Genomic DNA, 26,221 nt, shown 5'->3' with positions numbered 1-26,221 from the left:
ATCTGCTGCCGTCATCTCGCCCCGATCGGTCTCGCCCGGCGCGCCCGGCCGAGGTGCGCGCCTCACCGGACTGACGCCAACGATCGATCTCGCGCGCCGGAGGATCCGATTCCGTCACTCCGTCGCGACGCCAGCCTCGACGGCCGCGACGGCGACGGCAGACGGGATCACGCAGGCGTCGCCCTCGCAGACGAGTGCGTTCGGGTCGCCCACCACCATCGTGAACGGCGCGGGAGCGGCATCCGTCGGCGCCGGCACGCCGTTCACGCAGCGGCCCCGTCGCGTTCGCCGTCGACCTGCTGCAGCACTTGCGCGAAGACCTCCGCGGGCTGTGCGCCCGAGACGCCGTACTTGCCCTCGAACACGAAGAAGGGCACACCCTGGATGCCGTAGGCCCGCGCCTGCGCGATGTCGGCCTGCACGTCGTCGGCGTACCGGCCGGACTCGAGCGCCTCGCGCGCCTCGGCCCCGTCGATGCCGAGCTCCTCGGCCCAGCCGACGAGTTCGTCGATGCGGTTCACCCGACCACCGTCGGTGAAGTACGCCTTCAGCAGCCGCTCCTTCATCTCGAGCTGCACGCCGTGCGCCTTCGCGAGGTGCAGCAGCTCGTGGCCCTTCAGCGTCTTCGTGTGGGCGACCGTCTCGAAGTGGTACTCGAGGCCGGCCTGCGCGGCGACGCCGGTCACGTGCTCGAGCATCTGCTCGACCCGGTCGAGCGGCAGGCCCTTCGCCTTCGAGAGGTACTCGGTCGTCGACCCCTCGAAGTCGAGCGGGGTGTCAGGTGAGAGCTCGAACGAGTGGTACTCGATCTCGACCTCGGGCGCGTCGTCGCCGAGCGCGGCGATCCCGGCTTCGAGGTGGCGCTTGCCGATGTAGCACCACGGGCAGGCGATGTCGGACCAGATGTCGATCTTGATGGGGGAACTCACGACGTATGCGAACGGATGCTTCGGCGCGAGTATTCCCCGAACGGCACGAATCGACCCGGGCGCGCGCATCGAAGGAGATGTCAGCCGGCGCGCCGGCGCCTCGCGGCGTGTCGTGCGGTTTCTCCGACACCGTGCGCTCGACCGACTACAGGCCCTCGGGAGCGGCGGTCGGCGCATCGATCGCGCCGCCGAAGCGGCGGTTGCGCGAGGCGTAGAGCTCGATCGCCCTCCAGAGCTCGGCGCGGCTGAAGTCGGGCCAGAGCGTGTCGAGGAACACCATCTCGGCGTACGCCGACTGCCAGAGCAGGAAGTTCGACGTGCGCTGCTCCCCGGAGCTGCGGACGAACAGGTCGACGTCGGGCATGTCGGGCACGTACAGGTGCCGCTCGATGAGCTTCTCGGACACGGCCGACGGGCGGATGCGGCCGGCGGCGACGTCGTCGGCGATGGCGCGGACGGCGTCGACGAGCTCGTTGCGGCCGCCGTAGTTGACGCACATCGTGAACTGCAGTCCCGTGTTGCCGGCCGTGAGCCGCTCGGCGACCTGCAACTCGTCGATGACCGACTTCCAGAGCCGCGGCCGGCGGCCGGCCCACTTGATCCGCACGTTCCACTCGTTGAGCTGGTCGCGGCGGCGGTGGAGCACGTCGCGGTTGTAGCCCATCAGGAAGCGCACCTCGTCGGGCGAGCGCTTCCAGTTCTCGGTCGAGAACGCGTACACCGAGAGGTGCTTCACGCCGGCCTGGATGGCACCCGCGACGACGTCGAGCAGCACCTCCTCGCCGGCCTTGTGGCCCTCGATGCGCGTGAGGCCCTGCCGGTTCGCCCACCGCCCGTTGCCGTCCATGACGATCGCGACGTGCTCGGGCACGGCGCCCCTCGGGAACGCGGGCGGGGTGAGGCCGGTCCAGTCGAGGGGGCGGTAGGGCACCGCGTCCTTGTGGGTGTAGGGCTTGGGGGTCACTCTGGAGCCGTTCCTCGGGAGACGTGGGAGAGCGAGCGCAGGCCGCGCTCGAGGTGCCATTGGGCGTACGCGGCGACGATACCGCTCGCCTGTCCGCGATCGCGCTGCGATGCCGCCTCGGCGACCTGCCAGTCGCCCGCGAGGAGCGCACCGAGCAGGTGGACCGTCGTCGGGGAGATCCGCGGCGTGCCGGGCGGGGCGCACGCGTCGCACACGACGCCGCCGAGCTGCACGACGACGGCCGTGTGCGGGCCGGGCGCACCGCAGCGCGAGCAGTCCTCGAAGCTCGGCGCCCAGCCGGCGATCGCGAGCGCGCGCAGCAGGTACGAGTCGAGCGTGAGATCGGGCCCGTGCTCGCGGCGCGACAGCGAGCGGAGGGCGCCGACGAGCAGCAGGTACTGCTGCAGCGACCCCTCAGCCTCGGTCAGCCGGTCGGCCGCCTCGACCATCGCGTTCGCCGCGGTGTACGCGGCGTAGTCCTGGCTGATGTCGGCGCCGTAGGCGCCGATCGACTCGGCCTGCGTGATGACGTCGAGCGTGCGGCCCTCGTAGAGCTGGAGGTCCGCGACCATGAACGGCTCGAGCCGCGACCCGAACTTCGACGCCGTGCGGCGCACGCCCCGCGCGACCGCACGGATCTTGCCGTGGCGACGCGTCAGCAGCGTGACGATGCGGTCGGCCTCGCCCAGCTTGTGGGTGCGCAGCACGACGGCGTCATCTCGGTACACGGGCACCCGTCGATTCTCCCACCGCCCGCCCCCACCCGGTCCGCGACCGCGCCGCGAACCCGGCCGCGACGACGACGGAAGCCTCGCCCCGCGGTGGGGCAGGACCCTCGCCGGGGAGGCAGAATGGTCGGGTGACCTCGCCGTCCGCACCCGTCCTCGTCACCGGAGGCACCGGCTCGCTCGGGCGTGCCGTGGTGCGGCAGCTCCGGGCTCGGGGCGACGAGGTCCGCGTGCTCAGCCGATCGGGCGCGCCCGACACGGTCCGCGGCGACCTCGAGACCGGCGAGGGCGTCGAGGCCGCGCTCGAGGGCGTCGGGGCGGTGATGCACCTCGCCACGACCAACCGCGATGACACCGAGATCACCCGCCGCCTCGTGCGCCTCGCCGAGCACTCGGGTCGGCCGCGGATGCTCTACTCCTCGATCGTCGGCATCGACCGCATCCCCCTCGCGTACTACGGCGGCAAGCGCGCCTCGGAGCGGATGATCGCCGAATCGCGCCTGCGGTGGACGACACTCCGGGCCACGCAGTTCCACAACTTCGTCGAGACCCTCTTCAGCGTGCAGCGCTTCTCCCCCGTGGTCTTCGCCCCGGCGTTCTCGTTCCAGCCCGTGTCGGTCGACGACGTCGCCGGACGCCTCATCGAGCTGCTCGACGACGACGTGCTCGGCATCGCGCCCGACATCGGCGGGCCCGAGGTGCGCACCGCGCGCGACCTCGCCCGGGCCTGGCTCGCCGCGCGCGGCGCGCGACGGCCGACCGCCGCGTTCCGCCTGCCGGGAACGCGGTTCGAGGCGTTCCGGTCCGGCGCGAACCTCGTGGAGGGCGAGCCGTACGGCACCATCACCTTCGAGCAGTACCTCGCCCGCGCGCGCTGACCCGAGCCGCGGCATCCGTCGTGGTACAACCGGTGCATGACCGTCGCGCCCTTCACGATCCCGCTCTGGGCCGACCTCGCGGCGGTCGGCATCGGCGCCCTCCAGGGCGCCATGTTCGCGTCGCGGATCAAGGAGCACCGCATCGACTTGCTGGGCGTCGCGCTCATCGGCATCATCGTCGGGCTCGGCGGCGGTCTCCTCCGCGACCTGCTGCTGAACCAGCTGCCCGCGGCGATGCGCAGCAACTGGTACCTCGTGGTCGCGACCGCCGCGGCGCTCGTGGGAATGCTCCTGATCCGGATCTTCGACCGCCTGAACTCCGTGATCATCGCCCTCGATGCGGTCACCATCGGGCTGTTCGCCGCGATCGGCACCACGAAGGCGCTCGCCTACGGCGTGCCGGAGGTACCGGCGGTCTTCGTCGGCGTGGTCGCGGCGGTCGGCGGCTCGATCCTGCGGGACGTGGCGCTGAACCTGCCGATCGCACTGATGCACGTCGGATCCCTCTACGCGATCGCCGCGGCCGGCGGCACCGTCCTCCTCGTGACGATGGTGCTCGTCGGCGCGAACATCCTGGTCGCGGCGATCGCCTGCGTCGTCGTGACGACCGTCATCCGGCTGCTGTCGGTCCGGTTCGGGTGGAGCCTGCCCGAGCAGCGCGCGATCGGCAGCTGGCGCGTGTGGCGTCGCGCCTGATCCCGGCCGGAGACGTCCGCGTCGCGCGACGCCGGTGAGGGCGCCGCGTACCGCGGGCGGGCGGCGACGGATGCCGCGCCCGCCCGCGCACGATCGGATCAGGCGAGCGCGGGCTCTGCGGACTCCTCGCGCACCCGCACCGCGCGCAGCGCGCGGTTCACGGCGGAGACGACGGCCTTCAGCGACGCCGTCGAGATGTCGGCGTCGATGCCGACGCCCCAGAGCGTGCGGCCCTCGACCTGGCACTCGACGTAGGCCGCCGCGATGGCGTCGCCGCCGGCGGACATCGCGTGCTCGCTGTAGTCGAGCACGCGCACGTCGACGCCCTCGGCGGCGAGCACCGACAGGAACGCGGCGACCGGGCCGTTGCCGGAGCCGTCGGCGTCGACGCGCTCGTCTCCGTCGCGGAGGCCGACGCGCACGCGGACCTCGCCGGTCAGGTCGCTCTCGCTCCGCATCGAGAGCAGCTCGAACCGGCCCCACTTCTCGTCGGGTCGCTCCTGCGGCGCGGGGAGGTACTCGTCGTTGAAGATCGCCCAGATCTGCTCGCTCGTGACCTCGCCGCCCTCGGCATCCGTCTTCGCCTGCACGACGCCCGAGAACTCGATCTGGAGCCGACGCGGCAGGTCGAGCGCGTGGTCGGTCTTCAGCAGGTAGGCGACGCCGCCCTTGCCCGACTGGGAGTTCACGCGGATGACGGCTTCGTAGTTGCGGCCGATGTCCTTCGGGTCGACCGGCAGGTACGGAACGGCCCACGCGAGGTCGTCGACCGAGACGCCGCGGTCGGCGGCCTTGGCCTCCATGGCCTCGAAGCCCTTCTTGATGGCGTCCTGGTGCGAACCCGAGAACGCCGTGTAGACGAGGTCGCCCGCCCACGGGCTGCGCTCCGGCACCGGCAGCTGGTTGCAGTACTCGGCCGTGCGCTTGACCTCGTCCATGTCCGACAGGTCGACCTGCGGGTCGATCCCCTGCGTGAAGAGGTTCATCGCGAGCGCGACCAGGTCGACGTTGCCGGTGCGCTCGCCGTTGCCGAACAGGCAGCCCTCGATCCGGTCGGCGCCGGCCATGTAGCCCAGCTCGGCGGCCGCGATCGCGGTGCCGCGGTCGTTGTGGGGGTGCAGCGACAGGAGGACGTTCTCGCGGTGCGCGAGGTGCCGGCTCATCCACTCGATCGAGTCGGCGTAGACGTTGGGCGTGGCCATCTCGACCGTCGCGGGCAGGTTGATGATGACCTTCCGCTCCGGGGTTGGCTCGAGGATCTCGAGGACCTGGTTGCACACGTCGACCGCGAATTCGAGCTCGGTGCCGGTGTAGCTCTCGGGCGAGTACTCGTAGTAGACGGTCGTGCCGGGCACGCTCGCCTCCATCTCGCGGCACTTGCGTGCGCCGTGGAGGGCGATGTCGATGATGCCCTGCTTGTCGGTGCGGAAGACGACCTCGCGCTGCAGCACGCTCGTCGAGTTGTAGAGGTGCACGATCGCCTGCTTCGCACCGCGGATCGACTCGTAGGTGCGCTCGATCAGGTGGTCGCGCGCCTGCGTCAGCACCTGGATGGTGACGTCGTCGGGGATGGCGCCCTCGTCGATGAGGCTGCGGACGAAGTCGAAGTCGGTCTGGCTCGCGCTCGGGAAGCCGACCTCGATCTCCTTGTAGCCCATCTTCACGAGCAGGTCGAACATGATGCGCTTGCGCTCGGGGCTCATCGGGTCGATGAGCGCCTGGTTGCCGTCGCGCAGGTCGACCGCGCACCAGCGCGGCGCCTTCTCGATGCGCTTGGACGGCCACGTGCGATCGGGCAGCTCGACGCGGATCTGCTCGTGGAACGGGCGATACCGATGCACGGGCATCGGAGACGGCTTCTGTTGGTTCTGCATGGGGTGCTCTTCTCGCTATTCGGGGGTTTCAGCCGACGACGAACTCCGCAGCGAGGGAGGCCTGTGAACTAGGACTCGCTGCGGCAGCTAAGGAGAAGCAGGCCGTGAAGCACGGGACAAGGCTAACACCGCGCGCGCGGGCGAGCGCAAGATGACGACGATGCATGCCGCGGGGCGACACGGCACGTAGCGGGTGCCGCCCCCCAGTGCCGGCACCCGCCCCGGGTCATCCGCCCCCCGTCACTCGATGGCGAGCGCCGCCACCGGAGATACCGTCGTCGCCCGGCGCGAGGGCGCGAGCGACGCGACGAGCGTCAGGACGCCTGCCGCGACGACGAGCACGCCCACGACCCCCCACGGGATCGACGGAAGGATGACGAGCGGTTCGCCCTGGACGCTTCCGAGCATCGACTGCGCCCCCGCCCAGCCGTAGAAGGTGCCGAGCACGAGCCCCGTGACCGTCGCCGCGGCCGTGAGCGCGGCGCTCTCGGCGAGGACCATCGCCCGGAGCTGCCGGCGCTCGAACCCGAGCGCGCGGAGCAACCCGAGCTCGCGCGTCCGCTGCAGCACGCTCAGCGACAGCGTGTTCACGAGCCCGACCGCGGCGATGAGCGCGCTGAAGCCGACCAGCACCCCGAAGACCGCGACCGTCGCGGTGACCATCTGCTCGATGCCCGCGCGGAGGTCCGGTCGGTCGTCGGTGGCCGCGAGGAGCAGGTCGCGATACGACTCCATGGCGACCGCGAACATCGTCACGAGCGTCACGCCGATGACGAGCCCGACGGTCATGCGGGAGCTCCGCTCCGGATGGCGCACGGCGTTCTCCGCGGCGAGCCGTGCCGACGGCGACGTGCCGAGCGCGCGCCCGACCAGCCGGAGGATCGGTGGCATCACGAGGTGCGCACCGAGCACGACGCCCGTGAACGAGAGCACCCCGCCGACGAGCCCGACGAGGACGCCGAGCGGCGTGACGAGCCCGAGCGCGACGCCGGCGAGGAGCAGCAGGGTGCCGACCGTCGCAAGTGTCGCGGCGGTCGCGTTGCGTCCGCGCCCTCGGGCGAGCTCCTCCTGGGAGCGTGCGGCGGCGTTGCCGAGCGCCTCCGAGGGCCGGACGGCGAGCACGCGCCGCGAACCCGCCCACGCGGCGAGCCACGTCGTCAGCACGGCGACGATGGCCGGCGTCGACACGACGGGGTCGACCCATGCGTGGTCGACGCGAGGCATGACGTCGGCGGCGGCCGCCCACTCGGCGAGCCCGATCGCGACGAGCGTGCCGACGACGAGGCCGAGCACCGCGCCGATCGCGCCGATGGCGAGGCCCTCCCGTGCGATCGCGCCGCGCTGCGCGCGGGCGGTCGAGCCGAGCAGGCGCAACAGCGCGATCTGCCGGGTCCGGCCGGCGACGACCGTGGCGACCGTGTTGGCCGTGACGACGCCGCTCACGTAGATCGCGATCACGATGAACACCCAGGCGACGATCGCGAGCATCAGCGCCGCCGTGCCACTCGACCCCGTGAGGTCGTCGGCCCGCATGGCCGAGCCGAGGTAGCCGGTGACCTGGAGCAGTGCGACGCCGAACGAGGAGGCGAGCGTCGCGACGAGGAGCGTCGGGCCCTGCTCGGTGCGGAGTCGCCCGTTCACGCGGCCCGCTCCATCGACAGCATGTACGTCGCGATCTCCTCGGCGCTCGTGCGCTGGGCGTCGCGGACGATCCGCCCGTCCGCGAGGAACAGGATGCGATCCGCGTGGCTCGCGGCGATCGGGTCGTGCGTGACCATGGCGATCGACTGGCCGTGCGTGCGGCTCGCGTCGGCGAGGATCAGGAGCACCTCGCGGCCGGCCCCCGAGTCGAGGTTGCCCGTCGGTTCGTCGGCGAACACGAGGTCGGGGCGGGTCGCGAGCGCCCGGGCGATGGCCACGCGCTGCTGCTGCCCGCCGGAGAGCTCGTGCGGCCGGTGCCGGAGCCGATCGGCGAGGCCGAGGCGCTCGACGAACGCATCGATGGCGGCGCGTTCCTCCCGGCTCGGCCGCCGTCCGTCGAGCTCGAACGGCAGCAACACGTTGCCCTCGACGTCGAGCGTGGGCACGAGGTTGAAGGCCTGGAACACGAAGCCGACGCGGCGTCGGCGGAGCACCGTCAGCGCTCCGTCCGGCAGTTCGGTGATGTCGGTGTCGCCGAGCCACACCCGCCCCGCGGTCGGCGAATCGAGCCCGGCCATGATGTGCATGAGGGTGGACTTGCCCGAGCCCGACGGGCCCATGATGGCGGTGAACTCGCCGCGGCGCAGGCCGAGCGAGACGTTCTCGAGTGCCGTGACGGCGCCGACGCCCGTTCCGTAGCGCTTGCCGAGGCCGGCGACGCGGGCGACGAGTCCGAGGTCTGAGGGTTGGATCTCCATGTCGCCGACGGTACGGACGGGATCCGCGGGCCCGCGTCCGCCGATCGTCGCGCCCGCGTCATCCGCTGGGATGACCTCCCCGCCCGACGCCCGCCCGGCTCAGCCTGCGGGCAGATCGTGCTCGTACGCGAACACGACGAGCTGCACGCGATCGCGCAGTCCGAGCTTGCCGAGCACGCGGCTGAGGTGCGTCTTCACGGTCGCCTCACCGAGGAACTCGGCCGCGGCGATCTCGGCGTTCGAGAGCCCCTTCGCGGCCAGCGCGAAGATCTCCCGCTCCCTGGCGGTGAGGTCGCCCCACGCCGCGGGCGCGGGCCGCCTGCCGGTCCCCCGTGCGGCGTGCGCGATGAGGTCGCGCGTCGCGTTCGCCGCGATGACCGCACTGCCGCGGTGCACCGTCCGGATCGCGGCCAGCAGGAACTCCGGATCCGCGTCCTTCAGCACGAAGCCGCTGGCGCCCGCGCGGATCGCGCGTGCCGCGGCCTCGTCGAGGTCGAACGTCGTCAGCACGAGGATCCGCGGCGGCTCCCGACCGTCGCGTTCCGCCTCGGCCAGGATGCGCTCGGTGGCCGCGATGCCGTCGAGCTGCGGCATCCGCACGTCCATGAGCACGACATCCGGCCGACTCCGGGCCGCGAGTGCAACCGCCCCGCGGCCATCGGCGGCATCGCCCGCGAACACGAGGTCGTCCTGCGATTCGACCAGCATGCGAATGCCCGCGCGGAAGAGGGCCTGATCGTCGACGAGTGCGACGCGGATGGCGCTCATGCCGCCGCCTGCGCCGGGATCCGCGCGGTCACGACGAACCGTCCGCCGGTCGACTCCGCGTCGAACGACCCGCCGGCGAGCTCGGCGCGCTCGCGCATGCCGGGGATGCCGTGCCGGGGCGCCGCGGATCGGCCCGACGAGTCGCCGTCGGCGGCGCCGCCCAGGGCGTTCTCGACGCGCACGGCGACGCCGTCGGCGTCCCAGTCGAGGTCGAGCAGCACCGGCGCGGCCAGGTCGCCGTGGCGGAGGGCGTTCGTGAGTCCCTCCTGCACGATGCGGTACACGGCGATCTGGTGGCCCGTGCCGAGCGCGATCCGTTCGCCGCGCTCCGTCCGGCGCACGTCGAGGCCGGCCGAGCGGACCTGCGAGACCAGCTCGTCGAGGTCGTCGAGCGCCGGCTGCGGCGACGTGCCCTCGCGGTGCCTGAGCTCGCCGAGGAGCATCCGCACGTCGCCCAGCGCGTCGCGCGCCACCCCGGAGATCGTCTGCAGGGCCTCGGATGCCGCCTCGGGGCGGGTTCGCGCGGCGAAGCGGGCGCCGTCCGCCTGTGCGATCACCACCGCGAGCGAGTGCGCAACCACGTCATGCATGTCGCGCGCGATGCGCGAGCGCTCCTGCTCGACGACGTACCGGTACTCGGCGTGCTCGCGCTCCCGGCGGTCGAACTCCGCGCGTCGGCGCTGCTCGCGCGCGTCGCGCACGGTGCGCACGAGGAGCCCGATCGTCCAGGCGAGCACGAGCCCTGCGAGTGCGGCGCCGAAGAGGAGCGCGGACCATGCCAGCTGTGCCAGGTTCTCCGAGGTCGCGACTCCGGCGAACCCGTCGACGAACGGCTTCACGAGCGCGAGGTACACCGCTGCGAGGGCCGCGCCCGCGCCGGCGGACCCGAGACCCCACCAGCGCACCGCCCGTGACCCGTGCGCAGAGGTCGAGTAGACGACGCCGAACACCGCCACGTCCGCCGGCTGCAGGTCGCGCAGCAGCAGCATCTGGACGCAGGCCGCGACCCAGGCGACCACGAGCGACGCGGCGGGCGCGATGCGGCGGATCGCCAGCGCGGCGGCGAAGAGCACCGTGACGATCACGTCCTGCCAGCCGCCGACCAGCGCGAACAGCGAGCAGACCGCGAGGAACAGCACGGCCAGGACGCCGTCGACGACCAGCGTCGCCCGGGGGCTCGAGGTGCTCACCGCACCACGCTACGCCCTCGTCGCGCCGCCGACCCCGGGTCGCCTGCGAAGTCATCCGATCGGCTGACGCGGCCGACGCCGACGGGCGCCGCATCCGGTCGGCCGGCGCGGGCGCGGCTCAGAACCCGAGCCGGCCGAGCTGCTTCGGATCGCGCTGCCAGTCCTTCGCGACCTTCACGTGGAGTGCGAGGTAGACTTTGCGGCCGAGCAGCCCCTCGATCTGCGTGCGGGCCCGCTCGCCGACCTCGCGCAGGCGAGCACCGCCCTTGCCGATGATGATGCCCTTCTGGCTGTCGCGCTCGACGTAGAGGTTCGCGTAGATCTCGAGCAGGTCCTTGTCGTCCCGCTCGATCATGTCGTCGACCGTGACCGCGATCGAGTGCGGCAGCTCGTCGGAGACGCCCTCGAGCGCGGCCTCGCGGACGAACTCGGCGATCCGCTCGGCCGTGTCCTCGTCGGTCGTGGTCTCGGCCGGGTAGAGCGGATGCTCCGACTGGGGCATCAGCTGGAGCAGCTCGTCGACCAGTACGTCGAGCTGTTCGCCCCGCGGCGCGGAGACCGGGATGATCGCGTCCCACTCGCGCAGCTGCGAGACCGCGAGCAGCTGCTCGGCGACCTTCGCCTTGACCGCCGCATCCGTCTTCGTGACGATCGCGACCTTCTTCGCCCGCGAGTACTGGTCGAGCTGCTCGTTGATGAAGCGGTCGCCCGGCCCGATCGCCTCGTTCGCGGGCACGCAGAAGCCGATGACGTCGACATCGCCGAGCGTGGACTGCACGAGCGAGTTCAGGCGCTCGCCGAGCAGGGTGCGCGGCCGGTGCAGGCCCGGCGTGTCGACCACGATGAGCTGGCCGTACTGGCGGTGCACGATGCCACGGATGGCGCGCCGCGTCGTCTGCGGCTTCGAGCTCGTGATCGCGACCTTCTCGCCGACGAGCGCGTTCGTGAGCGTGGACTTGCCGACGTTCGGGCGCCCCACGAAGGAGACGAAGCCGGCGCGGTAGTCGGTCATGGGCGGATCCCCTCGTGGGTGGCTGGCTCGTCGTCGGCGAAGGCCGCGCGGACGTCGATGAGGGCCTGGTCGGCCTCGACGAGGATCGTCGCGATGCGCTTGCGACGCCCCTCGGTGCGTTCGGCCTCGAGCAGGAGCCCGCTGACGCTGACCCGGTCGCCGCGAAGCGGCAGCCGGCCGAGCTCCTTGGCGAGCAGGCCCCCGACGGAGTCGACGTCCTCGTCCTCCAGGTCGAGGCCGAACAGCTCGCCGAGCTCGTCGACCGGGAGTCTGGCGTTCACCCGGTAGCGGCCCTCGCCGAGCTCCTCGACCTGGGCCGCCTCGCGGTCGTACTCGTCGGAGATGTCGCCGACGAGCTCCTCGATCAGGTCTTCGAGCGTGACGAGGCCCGCGATGCCGCCGTACTCGTCGACGACCATCGCCAGGTGGTTCGACTCCAGCTGCATCTGGCGGAGCAGCGCGTCGGCGCCCATCGACTCGGGCACGAACGCGGCGGGGCGCGCGAGGTCGGCGACCGTCAGCGTCGCGGCGTCGAGCGGGCGCTCGAAGCCCAATCGGGCGAGGTCGCGGAGGTACAGCACGCCGACGATGTCGTCGGCCTCGCGATCGATGACGGGGATGCGCGAGTAGCCCTCCTTGAGGAACAGCGCCATGGCCTGCGGCAGGTGCGCCGACGACTCGATCGTCACCATGTCGGTGCGCGGCACCATGACCTCGCGGACGAGCGTGTCGCTGAACTCGAACACCGAGTGGATGAGCTCGCGATCGGCCTGCTCGAGCACCTCGAGCTCGGTCGCCTCGTCGACCATGCTGAGCAGCTGCTCCTCGCTCGAGACGCCCGCGAAGCGGATGCGGCCGGGCGTCACGCGATTGCCGAGCGAGACGAGCGCGCCGGCGAGCGGGCCGAGGAGCACTCGGACGAATCGCACGAGCGGCGCCGACAGTCGCAGGACGGTGGCGGGGTGCGCCCGCCCCACGCTGCGTGGACTCGCGCCGACGAGCACGAACGAGACCGCCGTCATCACGGCGGCGGAGACCAGCAGGACGAGCCAGACGTCGTCGATGAAGAACGTGAACGACAGCGTCACGAGCACGGCCGCCGTGGTCTCGGCGAGGATGCGCATGAAGTTGACGGCGTTGACGTGCGCGCCCGCGTCGTCGGCGATGGCGCGGAGCGAGCGCTCGGCGCGAGCGCCGACCGAGAGCTCGACGAGGTCGGCGCGCGAGGTCGCTCCGATCGCCGCGTCGACCGCGGCCATGAGGCCGCCGAACGCGACGAGGACGAAGGCGGCCGCGAGGAAGAGCCAGGGCAGCATGGTCAGCGGCGTCGCTCCTGCATCGAGAACCCGACGAGGATGTCGCGCTGGATCCCGAACATCTCCTTCTCCTCGTCGGGCTCGGCGTGGTCGAAGCCGAGGAGGTGGAGGATGCCGTGCGTGGTGAGCAGGAGCAGCTCGTCGATCAGGGCGTGACCGGCGGCCCGCGCCTGCGTGTCGGCGACCTGCGGGCAGAGCACGACGTCGCCGAGCAGCCCCGGCGGCGCCGGTTCCTCGGCCGTGCCGGGCCGCAGCTCGTCCATCGGGAAGCTCAGCACGTCGGTCGGACCCGGCTCGTCCATCCACTGCACGTGCAGCTGCTCCATCGCGCCCTCGTCGACGAGGACGATCGCGAGCTCGGCGTCGGCGTGCACGTGCATCATGTCGAGCGCGTACACCGCGAGTCGCTGCAGCGCGGACTCGTCGACCTCGATCGACGACTCGTTGTTGATCTCGATGCTCACGGCTGCCTCTTCCTCGGGAGGTGGTCACGGGGTCCCGCCGCGCCGCGCCGGTCGGCGCCGCGACGCTCGGCGCGGTTCGCGAACTCGCGCGCCTGTTCACGTTCGTACCGCTGCGCCTGCGCGCGCTGGTCGTACTCCGTGTAGGCGTCGACGATGCGGCCGACGAGCGTGTGCCGAACGACGTCGTCGCTGGTCAGCCGGGCGAAGTGGATGTCCTCGACGCCGTCGAGGATCCGGGTGACCAGTCGCAGCCCGCTCGAGCCGCCCGGCAGGTCGACCTGCGTGATGTCGCCGGTGACCACCATCTTCGAGCCGAAGCCGAGGCGGGTGAGGAACATCTTCATCTGCTCGGGCGTCGTGTTCTGCGCCTCGTCGAGCACCACGAACGAGTCGTTCAGCGTGCGACCGCGCATGTACGCGAGCGGCGCGACCTCGACCGTGCCGGTCGCGAGCAGCTTCGGCACGATCTCGGGATCCATCATCTCGTTCAGCGCGTCGTACAGCGGGCGCAGGTACGGGTCGATCTTCTCCGTGAGCGTGCCGGGCAGGAAGCCGAGCCGCTCTCCCGCCTCGACGGCCGGCCGGGTCAGGATGATCCGGTTGACCTCCTTGCGCTGCAGCGCCTGGACGGCCTTCGCCATCGCGAGGTAGGTCTTGCCGGTGCCGGCCGGGCCGATGCCGAACACGATCGTGTGCTCGTCGATGGCGTCGACGTAGGCGCGCTGGCCCTCGGTCTTCGGGCGGATCGACTTGCCTCGCGCGGAGAGGATCACCTGTCCGAGCTGTTCGGAGGGTCGGGCATTCGGGTCGGCGTCGAGCATGCGGGCCGAGCTCCTCACTTCGATGGGTGTCGGGTCGCCGCCGCCGCGGACGAGCTCGAGGAGCTCCTCCACCAGCCGGCGGACGCGGACGCGGTCCTCGGCCTCGCCGCGGATCGCGATCTCGTTGCCGCGCACGTGCACGTCGACGCCGGGGTACTCCCGTTCGATCGTCGTGAGGAGGCGGTCCTGCGGTCCGAGGAGCCGGACCATGGCGATGCCGTCGATCTGCAGTCGCTCCTCGTCGGAGCGGACCTCGGATCCGGTGAGCGGGAGGTCCCCCGCGTCGTCAGCCGCCAAGCGATCCCTCCCTGAGGCCGCCCCCGAGGACGTGGGCGTGCACGTGGAACACGGTCTGGCCCGCCTCGGGGCCGGTGTTGAAGACGAGACGGAACTGCCCGTCGGCGAGCTCGTCGGCGATGCCCTTGGCCACCGACACGAGCTCGGCGAGCAGGTCGGGGTCGTCGGCGGCGAGCTCGACGACGTCGCGGTGTCGGCCGACGCGGGGCGTCACGATCACGTGCACGGGCGCCTGCGGCGAGATGTCGTGGAACGCGATGACGCGATCGGTCTCGGCGACCATCTTCGCCGGGATCTCCCCGGCCGCGATGCGCTCGAAGACCGTGGGCTCAGCCGTTCCACTCATCTTTCCATCGTAGCGACGGATGGCTCACCACCGCCCGAGCGCGACCGAGAGCACGGCGATCGCCGCGGGCCCCGCCGTCGACGTGCGGAGCACCGAGTCGCCGAGGCGCACCGGTTCCGCTCCGGCTTCCGTGAGCCGGGCGATCTCCGCCGGGTCCATGCCGCCCTCCGGTCCCACGACGAGTGCGAGGTCGCGACCGTCCGGGCGGATGCCGCTGAGCGGCGTCTCCGCGCCGGGCACGAGCAGCAGCATCCGCTCGCCCTCGAGCCGCGCCGCGAGCTCGCGCGTCGCCGCGACCGGCTCGACCTCCGGGATCCGGGCGCGCAGCGACTGCTTCACGGCCTCGCGCACGATGCTCGCCCAGCGGGCGCGGCCCTTCTCGGCCTTCGGCCCCTCCCAGCGCGACACCGATCGCGTCGCCGACCACGGCAGGATCCGGTCGACGCCGAGCTCGGTCGCCGCCTGGACGGCGAGCTCGTCGCGGTCGCCCTTCGCGAGCGCCTGGACGAGCGTGAGGCGAGGCGACGGGGCCGGCTCGTCGCTGATGGCTTCGACCTCGATCTCGAGCCGCCGCGGCTCGGCGCCGGTCACGGGCCCGTGCACCACTCGGCCGCGACCGTCGCCGATCGAGACCCGCTCGCCGACGCGGAGCCGCGACACCGTCACGGCGTGCCGTGCCTCGTCGCCGTCGAGCCCGACCGCGTCGCCCGGGCGCACCGAGTCGAGGTCGAGCGTCTCGTCGAGGTAGAGGTGGCTCATCGCGGCATCCGCCCGCTGCTCAGCCCAGGAACCGATCGCGCAGGCGCGCGAAGAGCCCCTGCTGGAAGTGCCCGAGCTGCGGCGGCTGCGCCTTGCGCTGCTTCGCCAGCTGCTCGACGAGCTCGCGCTCCCTGTGGTTGAGCTTGGTCGGCGTGACGACGTGGACCGCGACCTTGAGGTCGCCGCGACCGCTGCCCCGCAGGTGGGTGATCCCCCGGTCCTTGACGGTGAGGATCTCGCCCGACTGCACGCCGGGCTTCAACTCGAGCTCGACGTCGCCGTCGAGCGCGGCGACCGTCGTCGACGTGCCGAGCACGGCATCCGTCATCTGCACCTCGAGCGTGCACAGCAGGTCGTCGCCGTTGCGGCTGAAGACCTCGTGGTTCTTGACCTTGATCTCGAGGTAGAGGTCGCCGTTCGGGCCGCCCGCGGGGCCCGCCTCGCCGGAGCCCGGCATCTGCAGGCGCACACCCGTGTCGACGCCCGCCGGGACGTCGACGGGCACCGTGCGGCGCGCCCGGACGCGGCCCTGGCCCTGGCAGGTGACGCACGGCGTCGCGATGATCGTGCCGTACCCGCGGCACGACCCGCACGGGCTCGAGGTCATCACGTTGCCGAGGAGCGACCGCACCGCTCTCTGGATGTGGCCGGAGCCGCCGCAGATGTCGCACGTCACGGGCGACGTGCCCGGCCGGCAGCACGAGCCGTGGCAGGTCTCGCACACCACCGCGGTGTCGACCTCGATGTCGCGGTGCGTGCCGAAGACGACGTCGTCGAGCCCGACCTCGAGCCGGATCAATGCGTCCTGGCCGCGCTCCCGGCGCGATCGCGGCCCGCGACTGGCCTGCCCCGCGCCGAAGAACGTCTCGAAGATGTCGCCGAAGCCGCCGAAGCCCGCGCCTCCGCCGCCGAACCCGCCCTGACCGCCGAGGTCGTACTGCTGGCGCTGCTTCGGGTCCGAGAGCACGTCGTACGCGTGCGTGACCTCCTTGAACCGCTCGGACGCCTCGGCGCCGGGGTTCACGTCGGGGTGGAGCTCGCGTGCGAGCCGGCGGTACGCCTTCTTGATGTCGTCCGGGGAGGCGTCGCGTGCGACGCCGAGGACCTCGTAGTGGTCGGCCACGTGAGGCGGGTTCCTTTCGATTGCCGGTGACGGATGCCGCGTGGCGGCCCCGTGCGGTTCAGCTCTCGCCGAGCGTGCGGGAGAGGTAGCGGGCGACCGCGCGGACGGCGGCCATGCTCTGGGAGTAGTCCATGCGGGTGGGGCCGACGATGCCGAGTCGCGACACGTCGCGCCCCGGCACGGCGAACGCGGTCGACACCACGGAGGTGTCGCCGAGGCCGTAGGCGGCGTTCTCGCGACCGATGCGCACGGCGATGCCCTCGTCGGCGGCCATCTCGCCGAAGAGCCGGAGGATCACGACCTGCTCCTCGATGGCCTCCATCACGCCGAGGATGTTCCCGGCGAAGTCCTGCTCGGTGCGCACGAGGTTCGCGGCGCCGGCGACGACGAGTCGATCGGACCGGGTGATCTTCGCCTGGTCGGCGAGCGTCGCCGCGAGGGTGTGGAGCACCTCGGCGTGGGCGCGGTCGGCGTGCTCGGTCTCGGCGGAGAGCGCGGTCGCGGCATCCGCCATCGTGAGGCCGGCGGCGACCTCGTTGAGGCGGTCGCGGAGCCGCGCGAGCGTCGACTCGTCGGCCGGCTGGTCGAGCTCGGCGAGCCGCTGCTCGACCTGGCCGCTGTCGGAGATGAGGATGCAGAGCACGCGGGTCGGCGCGAGCGAGACGAGCTCGACGTGCCGTACGCGGGCCCGCGCGAAGCTCGGGTACTGCACGACGGCCAGTTGCCTCGTCAGCTGCGAGACGAGGCGGACGGTGCGGCCGAGCAGCTCGTCGAGGTCGTTCGACTCGCCGAGGAAGGTCTCGATGGCGTGTCGCTGCGTCGCCGACAGCGGGCGGATGTCGGCCAGCCGGTCGACGAAGACGCGGTAGCCCTTGTCGGTGGGGATGCGCCCCGACGACGTGTGCGGTGCCGCGATGAGCTCCTCCTCCTCGAGGAGGGCCATGTCGTTGCGGATGGTCGCGGCGGAGACGCCGAAGTGGTGGCGTTCGACGATCGTCTTCGAGCCGACCGGCTCGCGCGATTCGACGTAGTCCTGCACGATCGCGCGGAGCACCGCGAGGCTGCGTTCGGAGACCATGACCCTCGCTTCCCTCGACCGATCGGACCCGGACGACGCGTGCTTGGCACTCCGCCCACGTGACTGCTAATCATATCGCGATATTCAGGGCCCACACCGTTGCCGGGCGGTCCGCCGCGCCGATAACGTGTGCATCATCCCGCACACGCACGGGCCGTGACCGGCCGGCGACCGTGCGCTTCCCCACATCGAAAGGCTCCCGAAATGACCGACTCCAACCTCCCTCCGCAGGATCCGAACGCCGCACCGCAGCCGTCCCCGGCCGCGCCGCTCTCGCACGAGCAGGACGTGCAGTGGGGATCGTTCGCGCACCTCGGCGGCATCCTCGGCATCCTGCCGTCGCTCATCATCTGGCTCGTCTTCAAGGACCGCGGCTCGTTCACGAACACCGAGGGCAAGGAGGCGCTGAACTTCCAGATCACGCTGGTGCTCGCCACCGTCGCGCTCTGGGTGCTCACCACGATCATCACCGTCGTCACGCTCGGGTTCGGGGCGTTCGTCGGCTTCCTCACCTACATCCCGTGGATCCTCGGCGTGATCTTCTCGATCATCGCCTTCATGACCGCGAAGGACGGCAACCACTACCGTTACCCGTTCGCCCTGCGCCTGATCAAGTAGGTCGCGGACGAGCCTCCGACGCGCCGGTCGAGCCTGCCTCGACCGGCGCGTCGTCGTGTGCCAGCATGAGGGGAACGACCCCTGTCCGGGCGCCACCACAGAGGAGCAGGCATCATGTCCGACGCACCACCTCCCACCCCGCCCACGCCGCCCGCAGGCGGCCCTCCGCCGCCCCCGCCCCCGCCCGGTGGCCCCACGCCTCCGCCGCCGGGAGGCGGCGCCTACCAGCAGAGCCAGCCGCTCAGCCCCGCCGACGAGAAGCTCTGGGCCACGCTGATCCACATCGGCGGCATCCTGTTCGGCTTCCTGCCGGCCCTGATCGGGTACCTGGTCCTGAAGGACAAGGGGCCGTTCATCCGCGAGCACACAGCGACGGCGCTGAACTTCCAGATCACGCTGCTGATCGCCTACGTCGTGGGCTCGATCCTCACGTTCGTGATCATCGGCATCTTCCTGCTGATCGCGGCCTGGATCGCCGCGATCGTGTTCGGCATCATCGCGGCGATCAAGGCGAACAACGGCGAGTACTACGTCTACCCCGTCGCCATCAAGTTCGTCAGCTAGTCCTCCAGCAGGCGCCGCACGACGGCGTCCGCCAGCAACCGCCCTCGTCGGGTCAGCGCGAGCCGCCCGGCGAGGGCGGTTCGCGCGTCCACGAGCCCGTCGGCGATGAGCCCGGCGACCGCGTGCCGGCCCCCGACGTGCAGGCTCGAGATCGCGAGCCCCTCGCGGATGCGCGAGGAGAGGAGCACCCGCTCGGTCTCGCGCGTCGCGTGGTCGAGCGTCTCGCGGCCGACCGCCGGCGAGACGCCGGAGGCGAGGCGCTCCGCATAGGCCGCGGGATGCTTGGCGTTCCACCACCGGACGCCGCCGACGTGGCTGTGCGCCCCCGGACCGACACCCCACCAGTCGTCGCCCCGCCAGTAGCCCAGGTTGTGCCGCGACCGGTGCGCGGCATCGGTCGCCCAGTTCGAGACCTCGTACCACTCGTAGCCGGCCCGCTCGAGCAGGTCGTCAGCGAGCTCGTACATGTCGGCCGCGACGTCGTCGTCGACCGCTTCGAGTTCCCCGTGGCGGATCCTCCGTGCGAGCTTCGTGCCGTCCTCGACGATGAGCGCGTAGGCGCTCACGTGGTCGGGGCGCTCGGCGAGCACGGCCTCGAGGCTCGTTCGCCAATCCGCGAGCGACTCCCCCGGCGTGCCGTAGATGAGGTCGAGGCTCACGTCGAGTCCGGCCTCGCGAGCCCACCGGACGACGAGCGGGATCCGCGCCGGGTCATGCGTGCGGTCGAGCGCGGCGAGCACGTGCGGCACGGCCGACTGCATGCCGAACGAGACGCGGGTGAACCCGCCGCCGGCGAGGCGCCGCAGGTCGTCGGCGTCGACCGAGTCGGGGTTCGCCTCCGTGGTGACCTCGGCGTCGTCCGCGATGCCGAACGACTCGCGCACCGCGCCGAGCATCCGGACGAGGTCGGCCGCGGGCAGCAGGGTCGGCGTGCCGCCCCCGAAGAAGACCGTCGACGCCCGGCGATCGGGCGCGCCGGACGCCGCGAGCACCTCCCGGGCGAACCCGACCTCCGCCGCGGCCTGGTCGGCGAAGTCCTCCTGCCGCGCGCCGCGCAGCTCGCCCGACGTATACGTGTTGAAGTCGCAGTACCCGCAGCGAACGCGGCAGAACGGCACGTGCAGGTAGACGCCGAAGGCGCGGGACGCGGCATCCGTCGTCGCACTCGCGGGGAGCAGCCCGTCGGCCGGCGCCGGGTCGGCGATCGGCAGTGGACCCGCCATCAGACGGGGAAGGCGGGATGCAGCGCGCGGAGCTCGCGCCTGGTCAGCTCGCGCCGGCGCCGCCGGACGAGCGGGCCGAAGACGCGCCGCACTCCGCCGTTCGGCTCGAACGCCGAGCGGATGGTCAGCCACACCGAGTCGTCGTCCCGGTGCTCGAGGATGAACGACTCCTCGCCGTTCTCGGAGGCGTCGCCGGTGGTGCCGTAGGCGAAGCCCTTGCGGTTCGGTTCGTCGACGACGTAGACGACGAGGACCGGCGTCGAGCGCGTGCGCAGGCGCCCCCGCCGCCGCAGGGTCGCGGTCATCCCCGCGCTGATGTACGGGGTGCCGTCGGGCCCGAACCGCTGCTCGGCGCGCGGTGCGGGCTGCTCCGCGAGCGGTGCGCCGGCTTCGTCGTACGTCAGGCCCGTGTACTGGGCACCCGTGCCGGGCGAGGCATCGACCACGGTGAAGCCGGCGCCCTGCTGGATGCCCCACGTCATGAGCGCCTCCGCCGAGGCGTCGAAGCGCTCGCGCCCCGACCCCAGCCGCACCGAGTCCTCCGACGGCGTGAAGCCGGCGGGCGGGTAGCGCAGCAGGTCGGGGTCGAGTGTCGCGCCGATCGCGCCATAGGTGACCGACTGATCGGTGAACGTGCGTCGCCGGGTCATCGTTCCCCCTACTTCTTCGCGTCCTTCTTCTCGGTCTCCCCCGAGAGGGCGGCGATGAACGCCTCCTGCGGCACCTCGACGCGGCCCACCATCTTCATGCGCTTCTTGCCCTCCTTCTGCTTCTCGAGGAGCTTGCGCTTGCGGGTGATGTCACCGCCGTAGCACTTCGCGAGCACGTCCTTCCGGATGGCGCGGATCGACTCGCGCGCGATGATGCGCGCCCCGATCGCCGCCTGGATGGGCACCTCGAACTGCTGCCTGGGAATGAGTTCGCGCAGGCGCCCCGTCATGAGCACGCCGTACGCGTAGGCCTTGTCGCGGTGCACGATCGCGCTGAACGCGTCGACCTGCTCGCCCTGCAGGAGGATGTCGACCTTCACGAGGTCGGCGGCCTGGTCGCCCGCAGGCTCGTAGTCGAGGGAGGCGTATCCGGCGGTCTTCGACTTGAGGTTGTCGAAGAAGTCGAACACGATCTCGCCGAGCGGCATGTTGTAGCGGATCTCGACCCGGTCCTCGCCGAGGTACTCCATGCCGAGCAGCGTGCCGCGACGGGACTGGCAGAGCTCCATGATGGTGCCCACGTAGTCCTTCGGGGCGAGGATGGCCGCCTTCACGATGGGCTCCCGCACCTCGGCGATCTTTCCGCCGGTCGGGAACTCGCTCGGGTTGGTGACCGTGACCGACTTCTTGTCCTCGGTCGTCACCTCGTAGACCACGGACGGCGCGGTCGCGATGATGTCGAGGTCGAACTCGCGGCGGAGCCGCTCGGTGACGATCTCGAGGTGCAGGAGGCCGAGGAAGCCGCAGCGGAAGCCGAAGCCGAGGGCGACCGACGTCTCGGGCTCGTACACGAGCGCCGCGTCGGAGAGCTTGAGCTTGTCGAGCGCCTCGCGCAGTTCGGGGTAGTCGCTGCCGTCGATCGGGTAGAGGCCAGAGAACACCATCGGCAGCGGCTCGGTATAGCCGGCCAGTGCGTCGGGCGCGGGCTTCGCGGCGCTCGTGACCGTGTCGCCGACCTTCGACTGCCGCACGTCCTTCACGCCGGTGATCAAGTAGCCGACCTCGCCGACGCCGAGGCCCTTGGTGGGGGTCGGCTCCGGGGCGCTCACGCCGATCTCGAGGATCTCGTGCGTCGCCTTCGTGGACATCATCTGGATGCGCTCGCGAGGGTTCAGCTGGCCGTCGACCATGCGGACGTAGGTGACGACGCCGCGGTAGCTGTCGTAGACCGAGTCGAAGATCATCGCCCTCGCCGGCGCATCCGCGTTCCCCGTCGGTGCCGGGATGCGCTCGACCACCCGGTCGAGCAGGTCCTCCACGCCCATGCCGGTCTTGCCCGACACCCGCAGCACGTCGTCGGGCGAGCCGCCGATCAGGTCGGCGAGCTCGCGCGCGTACTTCTCGGGCTCGGCGGCGGGGAGATCGATCTTGTTCAGCACCGGGATGATCTCGAGGTCGTTCTCGAGGGCGAGGTAGAGGTTCGCGAGCGTCTGCGCCTCGATGCCCTGCGCGGCATCCACCAGCAGGATGGCGCCCTCGCACGCCGCGAGCGAGCGCGAGACCTCGTAGCTGAAGTCGACGTGGCCGGGGGTGTCGATCATGTTCAGCGCGTAGCCCGTGCTGCCGAGCTCCCACGGCATGCGCACGGCCTGGCTCTTGATCGTGATGCCGCGCTCGCGCTCGATGTCCATGCGGTCGAGGTACTGCGCGCGCATGTCGCGGTCGGCGACCACCCCCGTGATCTGCAGCATGCGGTCGGCGAGGGTCGACTTGCCGTGGTCGATGTGCGCGATGATGCAGAAGTTGCGGATCAGCGCAGGATCGGTGGCGGCGGGCACCGGCGGGTGGGCGGCTCTCGGAGACATCCCCACGATTCTCCCATGAGTTCGCGCGGGCCCCGCACGCGCTCGTCCCCGGCCCTCGACCGATCCGCTCAGGCGGATCGGGTGCGGCCGCGGCGGGCGTCGATCAGGCGGACGACGGCGATCCATGCCGCGCCGACGACCAGCAGGGCCCACAGCTGCGCCCACGGATCCGAGTCGGCGAACCCGCTCGGATACAGGGCGACCGTGTTCCCGAGCGCGTGGACGACGCAGACCAGGAGCGTGCTGCCGCCTCCACGAACGAAGACCCACACCATGAGGGTGCGGAGGGCGAGGTCGAGGAGGGTCTGTCCCGCGATCCAACCGAGGTCACGGCCCTGGGCGAGGTACGGAGCCCAGTGCCATGCCGCCCACACGAGCCCGATGCCGCACCCGGCCGCCAGGACGCCCCAGCGCTCGGCCAGCGGACCCGTCGCGTAGCCCGACCAGCCGATCTCCTCCGGGATCGCGCCGAGCATGAAGACGAGGAAGAACGCCGGGGCCATCGTCAAGGAGGTCGGCGGTCCGCCGGTGCCCGCGCCCGACCCGGACGAGGCGCGGAGCAGCCACTCGAGCAGACCCATGGCCGGGACGACGAGGAAGGCCGCCAGCCAGGCAGACGGAGTGCGCGCTCGCCGTGGGTCGAGCGACCTCCACAGGCGGCCGACCGCCGCACGACCGCCCTCGGCCGCGGACATCGACGTGGCGACGACGGCCGGGGCCAGGATCACGACGACCGTCGGCGGCAGCCCGAACGGCATGGGCGCGTCCAGTGCGAGCAGGCCGAAGAAGGGAAGCGACACGGCCATGGTCAGGCCGAGGAACAGCAGCGGTCGCCGGCGGCGAGCATCTCCCGCCCCGGCGACGCCCGGGTCCGGTGCGTCGTGGTGGCTCACGTCACTGCCCATGCTCCCATGCGTGCGATCCCACTTTCGACGGATGCCGCCCGAGGGGCCCCGGACTACGCTGAATCTCACCATGACCGTGCTCGATGCCCCACTCGTCGGACGGGTCCAGCCGTCCGCCCTGCGCCCTGTCTTCGTCTCGTTGCGCGTCGGCCTCCACGTGCTCGTCGTCGGCCTGACGATGTTCGTCCTCGCCAGGGCCGTGCTCGTCGGCGGGGACCAGCTGATCGCGATCTCGATCCTCTCGATCGCCTTCATCGGCGCGTACCTCGTCGGCGTGGTCACCGCGCACCAGGTGGTGACGCCATGGATGCGGGCGGCCTGGCTGATCATGCTGCTCGGGCTCTGGCTCGGGCTCAGCGCGCTGACGCCCGACGCGGCGTTCCTCGCGTTCCCGCTCTTCTTCCTCGAGCTGCACGTGCTCCCCGCGCGGTGGGCGGTGCCGCTCGTCGGCGTGACCTTCCTCATCAGCGTGTGGAGCTCGACCTCGCAGCTCGGCCTCGAGGTCGGCAGCGTCCTCGGTCCGTTCATCTCGGCGGGCGTCGCCGTCATCATCGGACTCGGCTACCGCGCGATGGCGGTCGAGACGCGCGAACGCCAGTCGCTCATCCTCGACCTGCTCGCCACGCGCGAGGAGCTCGCCGCGGCCAGCCGCGAGGCCGGCACCCTCGCCGAGCGCGAGCGCATCGCGCGTGAGATCCACGACACCGTGGCCCAGGGGCTCTCGAGCATCCAGATGCTGCTGCACGCGGCCGAGCGCGACATCGCCGACGAGGGCACGCGCGACAAGCTCCGCCTCGCCCGCGAGACCGCCGCCGACAACCTGCAGGAGACCCGCCGATTCATCCGCGAGCTCACACCGCCGGCGCTCGACGAGCAGACCCTCCCGAGCGCCCTCCGACGACTCGCCGACGCCACGAACGAGCAGGCGCGGCAGGCGGGCACGCGCACGCGCATCGCGTTCTCGCTGAGCGGCGATCCGGTCGCGCTGCCGATGTCGATCGAGGCGACGCTGCTGCGCATCGCGCAGGGGTCGCTGTCGAACGTCGTCAAGCACGCCGACGCCGCGCGTGCCGAGCTCACGCTGAGCTACCTCGGCGACGAGGTCGCGCTCGACGTGGTCGACGACGGCGTCGGCTTCGAGCCGTCGGCGCTCTCCGGGGACGACGACGAGGCCCCGTCCTTCGGCCTCCGAGCGATCCGTCGACGTGCGGAGAGCCTCGGTGGCACGGTCGACGTCGAGTCCACGCACGGCGGCGGCACCGCCCTGTCGGTGCGGATCCCGGTGGCCACCGCATGATCCGGCTGCTGCTCAGCGACGACCACCCCGTCGTGCGCGCCGGCATGCGCGCGCTCCTCGAGGCCGAGGACGACCTCCATGTCGTGGGCGAGGCCTCGAGCGCCGAGGAGGCCGTGCGCCTGGCGGAGACCCCCGGCGTCGACCTCGTGCTGATGGACCTGCAGTTCCCGGGCGCGCTGCAGGGCGTCGACGCGACCCGCCGGATCCGCTCCATGCCGAACGCGCCGCGCGTGCTGGTCCTCACGAACTACGACACCGACGCCGACATCCTCGGCGCGATCGAGGCCGGTGCGAGCGGGTACCTCTTGAAGGACGCCCCGCCGGGCGAACTCGTGGCGGCGATCCGCGCCGCGGCGGCCGGCGAGTCCGCGCTCGCCCCGACGGTCGCCTCGCGGCTCGACGAGTCCCAGCGCTCCGGCGACCAGCGGCTCACGGTGCGCGAGGCCGAGGTGCTCGCCCTCGTCGCCGCCGGGCGGACGAACCGGGAGATCGGCCAGTCGCTCTTCCTCAGTGAGGCGACCGTGAAGTCGCACCTCGTGCACATCTTCACCAAGCTCGGCGTCGGGTCGCGCACCGCAGCGGTCGCACGCGCCCGCGAACTCGGGGCGATCCGGGCGGGCTGACGGATGCCGCGCGCCCGCGTCGTCCTCGTCCACGGCATCCGCACGTCGGCCACGATGTGGCGCGGTCAGGTGCGGCGGCTCGAGCGCCACGACCTCGAGGTCGTGCCCGTCGACCTGCCGGGTCACGGGGCCCGGCTCGGCGAGCCGTTCACGCTCGAGGACGCGCTCGACGTGATCGGCCACGCGCTGGGCGACCCGGTGCCCGGCGTGCCGCGGCTGCTCGTGGGACTGAGCCTCGGCGGGTACCTGTCGATCGAGTTCGCGGCGCGGCATCCGCACGCCCTCGAGGGTCTCGTCGCCGCCTCGTGCGGCACTCGACCGCGTGGGCCCGGACTGCACGGCTACCTGCGTCTCGCCGACGCCATCGGCCGGCTCCCCGATCAGGGTCGAGCCCTCAACGACCGGACGGCGCGCCTCTTCCTCTCCCATTCGGCCGTCGACGACATCGTGGCCGGCGGCGTCGCGCTCGACGTCATGCGTCCGGCGATCACGGCGATCGGCCGGCTCGACCTCGAGGCCTCGATCGCGCGAATCGAGGTCCCGCTCTGGTTCGTCAACGGGCGCTACGACCACTTCCGGTTCGAGGAGCGACGGATGCTGCGGGCGGCCGCCGACGGCCGGCTCGTGCACATCGAAGGGGCGACGCACCTCGTGAGCCTCGCCCGCCCGGAGGAGTTCACCGCGGCCGTGCTCGGCGCCGTGGCCGAACTCGAACTGCGGGAGATCCGACACGGTGCCGCCGCCGTGTCGCGCGGACCCGGCTGACGCGGCGAGAGCCCGTCCCGCGTCGCTTTGCTGCCGCACGGGCGTTGCTGGTATCGTTGCCTGTTGGCT

General features: G+C 71.8%; 28 protein-coding genes. 7 read left to right on the top strand and 21 right to left on the bottom strand.

Features of this window, described 5'->3' with window-relative positions; all coding sequences use genetic code 11:
• Positions 1–114: 114 nt before the first annotated feature.
• From ACSJD1_RS14040 to recO, 4 genes are all read right to left on the bottom strand, one after another.
• Positions 115–267 carry a hypothetical protein gene (locus ACSJD1_RS14040; protein ID WP_438855906.1) on the bottom strand — a complete coding sequence of 51 codons (153 nt, stop codon included), beginning with the start codon at positions 265–267 and terminating at the stop codon, positions 115–117.
• The gene (locus ACSJD1_RS14035; RefSeq protein WP_438855905.1) at positions 264–929 is read right to left on the bottom strand and encodes a DsbA family oxidoreductase; all 666 of its coding nucleotides are present in this window, start codon (positions 927–929) and stop codon (positions 264–266) included. Before ACSJD1_RS14035 ends, ACSJD1_RS14040 begins: the two co-directional genes overlap by 4 nt.
• 145 nt (positions 930–1,074) lie before the next feature.
• Positions 1,075–1,893, bottom strand: a complete 819-nt coding sequence (locus ACSJD1_RS14030; RefSeq protein ID WP_438855904.1) for an isoprenyl transferase — start codon at positions 1,891–1,893, stop codon at positions 1,075–1,077.
• Positions 1,890–2,627, bottom strand: coding sequence for a DNA repair protein RecO (gene recO, locus ACSJD1_RS14025; protein ID WP_438855903.1), 738 nt, complete (start codon positions 2,625–2,627; stop codon positions 1,890–1,892). The genes ACSJD1_RS14030 and recO overlap by 4 nt, the downstream gene beginning before the upstream one ends.
• A gap of 125 nt (positions 2,628–2,752) precedes the next feature.
• On the opposite strand from recO, the gene ACSJD1_RS14020 reads away from it, so the two are divergent.
• Positions 2,753–3,499 (top strand): SDR family oxidoreductase, encoded by a 747-nt coding sequence (locus ACSJD1_RS14020; protein WP_438855902.1) that lies wholly within the window; start codon positions 2,753–2,755, stop codon positions 3,497–3,499.
• 36 nt (positions 3,500–3,535) lie between these two features.
• Positions 3,536–4,195: a trimeric intracellular cation channel family protein gene (locus tag ACSJD1_RS14015; RefSeq protein WP_438855901.1), complete on the top strand. Its 660-nt coding sequence runs from the start codon at positions 3,536–3,538 to the stop codon at positions 4,193–4,195.
• A 98-nt stretch (positions 4,196–4,293) separates the two neighbouring features.
• Here ACSJD1_RS14015 and leuA read toward each other — a convergent pair whose 3' ends face one another.
• The 13 genes from leuA to hrcA all read right to left on the bottom strand — a co-directional run bounded on the left by leuA (position 4,294) and on the right by hrcA (position 17,642).
• Positions 4,294–6,069, bottom strand: coding sequence for a 2-isopropylmalate synthase (gene leuA / locus ACSJD1_RS14010; RefSeq protein WP_438855900.1), 1,776 nt, complete (start codon positions 6,067–6,069; stop codon positions 4,294–4,296).
• Positions 6,070–6,309: 240 nt separating this feature from the next.
• Complete coding sequence (locus tag ACSJD1_RS14005; protein WP_438855899.1) at positions 6,310–7,710, bottom strand: ABC transporter permease; 1,401 nt, start codon at positions 7,708–7,710, stop codon at positions 6,310–6,312.
• Complete coding sequence (locus ACSJD1_RS14000; protein WP_438855898.1) at positions 7,707–8,468, bottom strand: ABC transporter ATP-binding protein; 762 nt, start codon at positions 8,466–8,468, stop codon at positions 7,707–7,709. The genes ACSJD1_RS14005 and ACSJD1_RS14000 overlap by 4 nt, the downstream gene beginning before the upstream one ends.
• A gap of 99 nt (positions 8,469–8,567) precedes the next feature.
• Positions 8,568–9,236, bottom strand: a complete 669-nt coding sequence (locus ACSJD1_RS13995; RefSeq protein WP_438855897.1) for a response regulator — start codon at positions 9,234–9,236, stop codon at positions 8,568–8,570.
• Positions 9,233–10,426 carry a sensor histidine kinase gene (locus tag ACSJD1_RS13990; RefSeq protein WP_438855896.1) on the bottom strand — a complete coding sequence of 398 codons (1,194 nt, stop codon included), beginning with the start codon at positions 10,424–10,426 and terminating at the stop codon, positions 9,233–9,235. Before ACSJD1_RS13990 ends, ACSJD1_RS13995 begins: the two co-directional genes overlap by 4 nt.
• Before the next feature lie 118 nt (positions 10,427–10,544).
• Positions 10,545–11,438: a GTPase Era gene (era, locus tag ACSJD1_RS13985; RefSeq protein WP_438855895.1), complete on the bottom strand. Its 894-nt coding sequence runs from the start codon at positions 11,436–11,438 to the stop codon at positions 10,545–10,547.
• Positions 11,435–12,754 (bottom strand): hemolysin family protein, encoded by a 1,320-nt coding sequence (locus ACSJD1_RS13980; protein WP_438855894.1) that lies wholly within the window; start codon positions 12,752–12,754, stop codon positions 11,435–11,437. The genes era and ACSJD1_RS13980 overlap by 4 nt, the downstream gene beginning before the upstream one ends.
• A gap of 2 nt (positions 12,755–12,756) precedes the next feature.
• Positions 12,757–13,218, bottom strand: a complete 462-nt coding sequence (ybeY, locus tag ACSJD1_RS13975) for an rRNA maturation RNase YbeY (protein ID WP_438855893.1) — start codon at positions 13,216–13,218, stop codon at positions 12,757–12,759.
• Entirely contained in the window at positions 13,215–14,249 is a 1,035-nt protein-coding gene (locus ACSJD1_RS13970; protein WP_438856042.1) for a PhoH family protein, read from the bottom strand. Before ACSJD1_RS13970 ends, ybeY begins: the two co-directional genes overlap by 4 nt.
• 76 nt (positions 14,250–14,325) lie before the next feature.
• Positions 14,326–14,682, bottom strand: coding sequence for a histidine triad nucleotide-binding protein (locus ACSJD1_RS13965; RefSeq protein ID WP_438855892.1), 357 nt, complete (start codon positions 14,680–14,682; stop codon positions 14,326–14,328).
• Positions 14,683–14,706: 24 nt separating this feature from the next.
• Positions 14,707–15,441: a 16S rRNA (uracil(1498)-N(3))-methyltransferase gene (locus ACSJD1_RS13960; RefSeq protein WP_438855891.1), complete on the bottom strand. Its 735-nt coding sequence runs from the start codon at positions 15,439–15,441 to the stop codon at positions 14,707–14,709.
• 19 nt (positions 15,442–15,460) lie between these two features.
• The gene (gene dnaJ, locus ACSJD1_RS13955) at positions 15,461–16,564 is read right to left on the bottom strand and encodes a molecular chaperone DnaJ (RefSeq protein ID WP_438855890.1); all 1,104 of its coding nucleotides are present in this window, start codon (positions 16,562–16,564) and stop codon (positions 15,461–15,463) included.
• A gap of 58 nt (positions 16,565–16,622) precedes the next feature.
• Positions 16,623–17,642 carry a heat-inducible transcriptional repressor HrcA gene (hrcA, locus tag ACSJD1_RS13950; protein ID WP_438855889.1) on the bottom strand — a complete coding sequence of 340 codons (1,020 nt, stop codon included), beginning with the start codon at positions 17,640–17,642 and terminating at the stop codon, positions 16,623–16,625.
• A gap of 204 nt (positions 17,643–17,846) precedes the next feature.
• On the opposite strand from hrcA, the gene ACSJD1_RS13945 reads away from it, so the two are divergent.
• Positions 17,847–18,260 carry a DUF4870 domain-containing protein gene (locus ACSJD1_RS13945; protein ID WP_438855888.1) on the top strand — a complete coding sequence of 138 codons (414 nt, stop codon included), beginning with the start codon at positions 17,847–17,849 and terminating at the stop codon, positions 18,258–18,260.
• A 114-nt stretch (positions 18,261–18,374) separates the two neighbouring features.
• Complete coding sequence (locus ACSJD1_RS13940; protein WP_438855887.1) at positions 18,375–18,824, top strand: DUF4870 domain-containing protein; 450 nt, start codon at positions 18,375–18,377, stop codon at positions 18,822–18,824.
• Here ACSJD1_RS13940 and hemW read toward each other — a convergent pair.
• From hemW to ACSJD1_RS13920, 4 genes are all read right to left on the bottom strand, one after another.
• Positions 18,821–20,047: a radical SAM family heme chaperone HemW gene (gene hemW, locus ACSJD1_RS13935; protein WP_438855886.1), complete on the bottom strand. Its 1,227-nt coding sequence runs from the start codon at positions 20,045–20,047 to the stop codon at positions 18,821–18,823. The genes ACSJD1_RS13940 and hemW overlap by 4 nt on opposite strands.
• Complete coding sequence (locus ACSJD1_RS13930; RefSeq protein ID WP_438855885.1) at positions 20,047–20,697, bottom strand: DUF1990 family protein; 651 nt, start codon at positions 20,695–20,697, stop codon at positions 20,047–20,049. The genes hemW and ACSJD1_RS13930 overlap by 1 nt, the downstream gene beginning before the upstream one ends.
• 8 nt (positions 20,698–20,705) lie before the next feature.
• Positions 20,706–22,562, bottom strand: coding sequence for a translation elongation factor 4 (gene lepA, locus ACSJD1_RS13925; protein ID WP_438855884.1), 1,857 nt, complete (start codon positions 22,560–22,562; stop codon positions 20,706–20,708).
• Positions 22,563–22,630: 68 nt separating this feature from the next.
• A complete protein-coding gene (locus tag ACSJD1_RS13920) occupies positions 22,631–23,467 on the bottom strand; it encodes a CPBP family intramembrane glutamic endopeptidase (RefSeq protein ID WP_438855883.1) in 837 nt (278 codons plus the stop codon).
• Between the two features lie 70 nt (positions 23,468–23,537).
• Between ACSJD1_RS13920 and ACSJD1_RS13915 the strand changes: the two genes are divergently transcribed.
• Genes ACSJD1_RS13915 through ACSJD1_RS13905 form a run of 3 tightly spaced genes read left to right on the top strand, consistent with a single transcriptional unit; the run spans position 23,538 to position 26,152 of the window.
• Positions 23,538–24,764, top strand: a complete 1,227-nt coding sequence (locus ACSJD1_RS13915; RefSeq protein ID WP_438855882.1) for a sensor histidine kinase — start codon at positions 23,538–23,540, stop codon at positions 24,762–24,764.
• Positions 24,761–25,387: a response regulator gene (locus ACSJD1_RS13910; RefSeq protein WP_438855881.1), complete on the top strand. Its 627-nt coding sequence runs from the start codon at positions 24,761–24,763 to the stop codon at positions 25,385–25,387. The genes ACSJD1_RS13915 and ACSJD1_RS13910 overlap by 4 nt, the downstream gene beginning before the upstream one ends.
• A gap of 3 nt (positions 25,388–25,390) precedes the next feature.
• A complete protein-coding gene (locus ACSJD1_RS13905; protein WP_438855880.1) occupies positions 25,391–26,152 on the top strand; it encodes an alpha/beta fold hydrolase in 762 nt (253 codons plus the stop codon).
• Positions 26,153–26,221 lie beyond the last annotated feature (69 nt).

It is taken from the genome of Agromyces excoecariae (assembly GCF_051715505.1).
Classification (GTDB): Bacteria; Actinomycetota; Actinomycetes; order Actinomycetales; family Microbacteriaceae; genus Agromyces.
The sequence above is the reverse complement of the archived record's forward strand: the minus strand, read 5'-3'. Positions and strand labels throughout refer to the sequence as shown.